Source organism: Peribacillus sp. P4_C12 (genome assembly GCF_056402095.1).
On the sequence record NZ_JBFUIB010000338.1, the window covers coordinates 1 to 4,103 of the forward strand.

Genomic DNA, 4,103 nt, shown 5'->3' on the forward strand with positions numbered 1-4,103 from the left:
AGACGATGTATTCGTACATTTCTCAGCTATCCAAGGCGAAGGTTTCAAAACACTTGAAGAAGGCCAAGATGTTACATTTGATGTAGAACAAGGTCAACGTGGACCACAAGCATCAAACGTAAACAAAGCTTAATTCAACTAAATAGTACTTACAGACAGGCTCTCATGAAGAGCCTGTCTTTTATTTTACGAGTTGGGAGCGCTTGCTTACATACATAGAAGATGCAGTATATACGGGAAAATTCATTTCTTGTAGAAAGGTAAATAACTTGACTATCAATGTAGAATAAAGGATAATATACTTTTGCCTAGATAAGTTATTATACGAAATTTTATATACTGATGATAGATAAAAGGGGAGACCATGATGCTTAAAACACTGCCTTTTTCGGTTACAAAGGAAGATTCTTTTTACGATAAGCTTTCAGAATGGATCGGTGATGTTTTTTACGATATTCTTCCCGAAAAAGGATTTGAGCTGCGTGACGAACAAATCTTCATGGCTTTTCAATTAGAAAAAGCCTTTAAAGAAAAGAATGTAAGTTTTGCGGAAGCTGGTGTAGGGACTGGTAAGACATTGGTCTATTTACTATATGCCATTTGTTATGCCCGATATACTAATAAACCGGCAATTATTTCTTGTGCAGACGAAACATTGATTGAACAGCTTGTCAAAGAAGAAGGCGACATTCAAAAAATTAAGAACGCATTAGGTATTGAAGTGGATGTTCGTCTTGCCAAATATCATGATCAATATGTATGCCTTAAGAAATTGGAGTATGCAGTGAATCATGAAGATTCAGAGGGAATAGATCAGCTCTATGATGAACTTCCCAAGTTTGTCCATGATAATTCATCCATGAATGCTTATACTGCTTACGGGGACCGGAAACAATATCCATATTTGAATGATGAAGACTGGTCAAAAGTAGGCTGGGATCAGCTTCAAAACTGTTTTACGTGTGATAAACGCCATCGTTGTGGACAAACCCTTTCACGAGACCACTACCGAAAATCAAGTGATTTGATCATTTGTTCACATGACTTCTTTATGGAGCATGTTTGGACAAAAGAAAAACGTAAGCGTGAAGGACAGTTACCGTTATTGCCAGAACATAGCTGTGTAGTCTTTGATGAAGGCCATTTATTGGAGTTTTCTGCTCAAAAGGCACTAACGTATAAAGTTGGTGAACAAACTCTTGCTTCGGTTTTAGAATTGCTAACAGCCAACCAGGTGCGTGAAGAAACGCTTTACATCATTGAAGACTTAATTGACATTAATGAAGAGTTTTTCGATTTGCTTGATGAAAAGGCCATTCATGTTAGTGGTTCTAATCGGTATGAAATTCCGATGTCCAAAGAAATTACAAACTTTGCACAAAAGCTTCATAAAAAGGTTGAAGAGTTAGAAGAAAACCTTGTTTTTGAAGCGGAAATGTACACGATTAATGACTATGATTTAAAGGTGACAGAAGAATACTTAGAACAGCTAGGATACTCACTTTCTCTATTTGTGAAGGATGAACAGGCGGTATCATGGTTTGAAGAAAATGAAATGACAAAAACATTGGTCATTATGCCAAGGCTTGTACAAGATATTTTGTCTGAACAAGTTTTTTCTAAAAAAATCCCTTACATTTTTTCTTCGGCAACATTATCTGATAATAAATCGTTCCAATACATTGCAGATAGCTTAGGGATAGATAAGTATGATAGCTTCTCTGTTGAATCGCCTTTTGATTATGATGAAGTCATGAAAATGAATATGCCAGTCTTTGAAAATGGAGACAAATTGGCTAAACTTAATTATACAATGAAGACGATTGAGGAAAATGAAGGTAGAACTCTAGTATTATTCCAATCAAAAGAAGAATTGCTATGGTTCAAGGAAAACAGCCAGAAAACAGCATATCCCYTTTATTTTGAAGGTGAAGCGGAGATTAGCGATCTTGTTAAAAAGTTTCAAGAAGATGAGCAGTCTGTTCTGTTCTCCTATCATTTATGGGAAGGACTCGATGTTCCGGGGGCTTCATTACAAAATGTAGTGATACACTCGCTTCCATTCCCGCCACATGATCCTGTATTCGAGGCCAAACGCAACTCAGTTACTAATGCTTTTGAAGAAGTGGATCTTCCATATATGCTTCTTCGCTTGCGTCAGGGAATCGGACGTTTAATCCGTACCAGCAATGACTCGGGGTCCGTACAGATTTTGATTGAGAAGGATCTTTCGGAACAGGTGAAAGATAAAATTATTTCTGTTCTTCCAGTAACGCTATAATTATTCTTTTTTGAGAGTCAAGGGGCAAAGCCGACCTTGGCTCTTATTTTATTTTTAAGCTGCTGGTAGTTCTGATATGAAAACTTTTTGTATAATATGGTAAAGTGTAGATGGAAGGGGCATTGAATATGAAAAAGGGTATTAATCTGATAGAAAAAGAATTTCAAGAATATGTAAAGAAAATTTCAGCCTATAATGAAGCCCTCGCATTAATTAATTGGGATTTACGTACAGGTGCACCAAAAAAGGGAGTAGAGCAGCGTTCTGAAGTTATTGGGGTACTTTCCTCTGAAGTTTTCAATATGATTACAAGTAAAGAGATGGAATGCTTCATCGACGACCTTACAACAGAGGAAGCTTCTCTTAGTGAAACGACGAATAAAATGGTTCAAGAATGTAAAAAAGAGTTTGAAAGGAATAAGAAAATCCCAGCAGACGAATTTAAAAAATTCGTTATTTTACAATCCCGGTCTGAAAGTGCATGGGAAGAGGCAAGAGAAAAGGCCGATTTTTCGATATTTCAACCTTATCTGGAACAGATTGTCGCATATACCCGTAAATTCGTTGAATATTGGGGATATGAGGGTCAGAAATATAATACCCTTTTAGATATGTATGAACCAGGTATGACCGTGGACATTCTTGATAAGGTATTTAATCAACTGCGGGAAAGTATAGTTCCTCTTGTAAAACAAATAGCCGAGAGTAAACATCAACCTGAAACAGCTTTCCTTTATAAAGAATTCCCGAAAGAACAACAGCATCAACTCAATCTTCGAGTTTTAAAACAGCTTGGATACGATTTCAAGGCTGGTAGGCTTGATGAAACTGTCCACCCATTTGCGACTGGAATCAACAGAGGTGATGTAAGGGTGACGACCCGCTATGATGAATATGATTTTAGGGGTGCAATTTTTGGTACGATTCATGAATGTGGACACGCTATTTATGAACAGAATATCGCTGAAGAGTTAACGGGGACACTGCTAGATGATGGGACGTCAATGGGAATCCACGAATCTCAATCATTGTTTTTTGAAAATTTTATTGGACGGAACTATAGTTTCTGGAAAAATAAATACCCTCTTTTAAAAGAGTATGCACCAGATCAATTTGCTGATGTGAAACTTGATGACTTTTACCGTGGCATTAACGAATCAAAACCGTCCTTCATCCGTATTGAAGCTGATGAACTGACATATCCTTTACATATTATGATTCGTTATGAACTGGAGAAAGCACTTTTTAATGGAGAACTTGAAGTGAAGGATTTACCGGAGGTTTGGAATAAAAAATACAAGGAATACTTAGGGATTGTACCTGAAGATGATGCCATGGGCGTTCTACAAGATGTACATTGGTCAGACGGCAGCTTTGGTTACTTCCCATCCTATGCATTAGGGTATATGTATGCGGCCCAAATCAAGCAGGCTATGCTTAAAGATTTGCCGGACTTTGATGATTTGTTGGYATCCGGTGATATTGCTCCAATTAGATCATGGCTTAATGAAAAGATACATCAATACGGAAAAACTAAAAAGCCGCTTGAGATTTTGAAAGAAACAACAGGGGAAGGCTTAAACGTGCAGTATTTAATAGATTATCTTGAAAGTAAGTATAAGGAAGTTTATAAAATTAAATAAAATCTTCAAATAAAAAAACCTTGGCAAATCTGCCAAGATTTCAGACTGTAGACAAACTCGATGAAAATCGAGTTTGTCTACAGTTTTTTTGAGGGGTTGTAAAAATTCGAACGTTGATTTCCACTCCAGGCACTCGCTTTCCGCGGGCGGTCAGGGAGCCTCCTCGGCGCCTTTGCGCC

The 4,103-nt window shown here is 37.4% G+C and carries 3 protein-coding genes; all 3 read left to right on the forward strand.

The window, feature by feature from the left end; translation table 11 throughout:
* Positions 1 to 133: cold-shock protein (locus AC1DUW_RS22360; RefSeq protein WP_477643499.1), on the forward strand; the 133-nt coding region annotated here is incomplete at its 5' end.
* 231 nt (positions 134 to 364) lie between these two features.
* Positions 365 to 2,281 (forward strand): ATP-dependent DNA helicase, encoded by a 1,917-nt coding sequence (locus AC1DUW_RS22365; protein WP_477643497.1) that lies wholly within the window; start codon positions 365 to 367, stop codon positions 2,279 to 2,281.
* Positions 2,282 to 2,409: 128 nt separating this feature from the next.
* A complete protein-coding gene (locus tag AC1DUW_RS22370) occupies positions 2,410 to 3,924 on the forward strand; it encodes a carboxypeptidase M32 (RefSeq protein ID WP_477643498.1) in 1,515 nt (504 codons plus the stop codon).
* Positions 3,925 to 4,103: the final 179 nt, after the last annotated feature.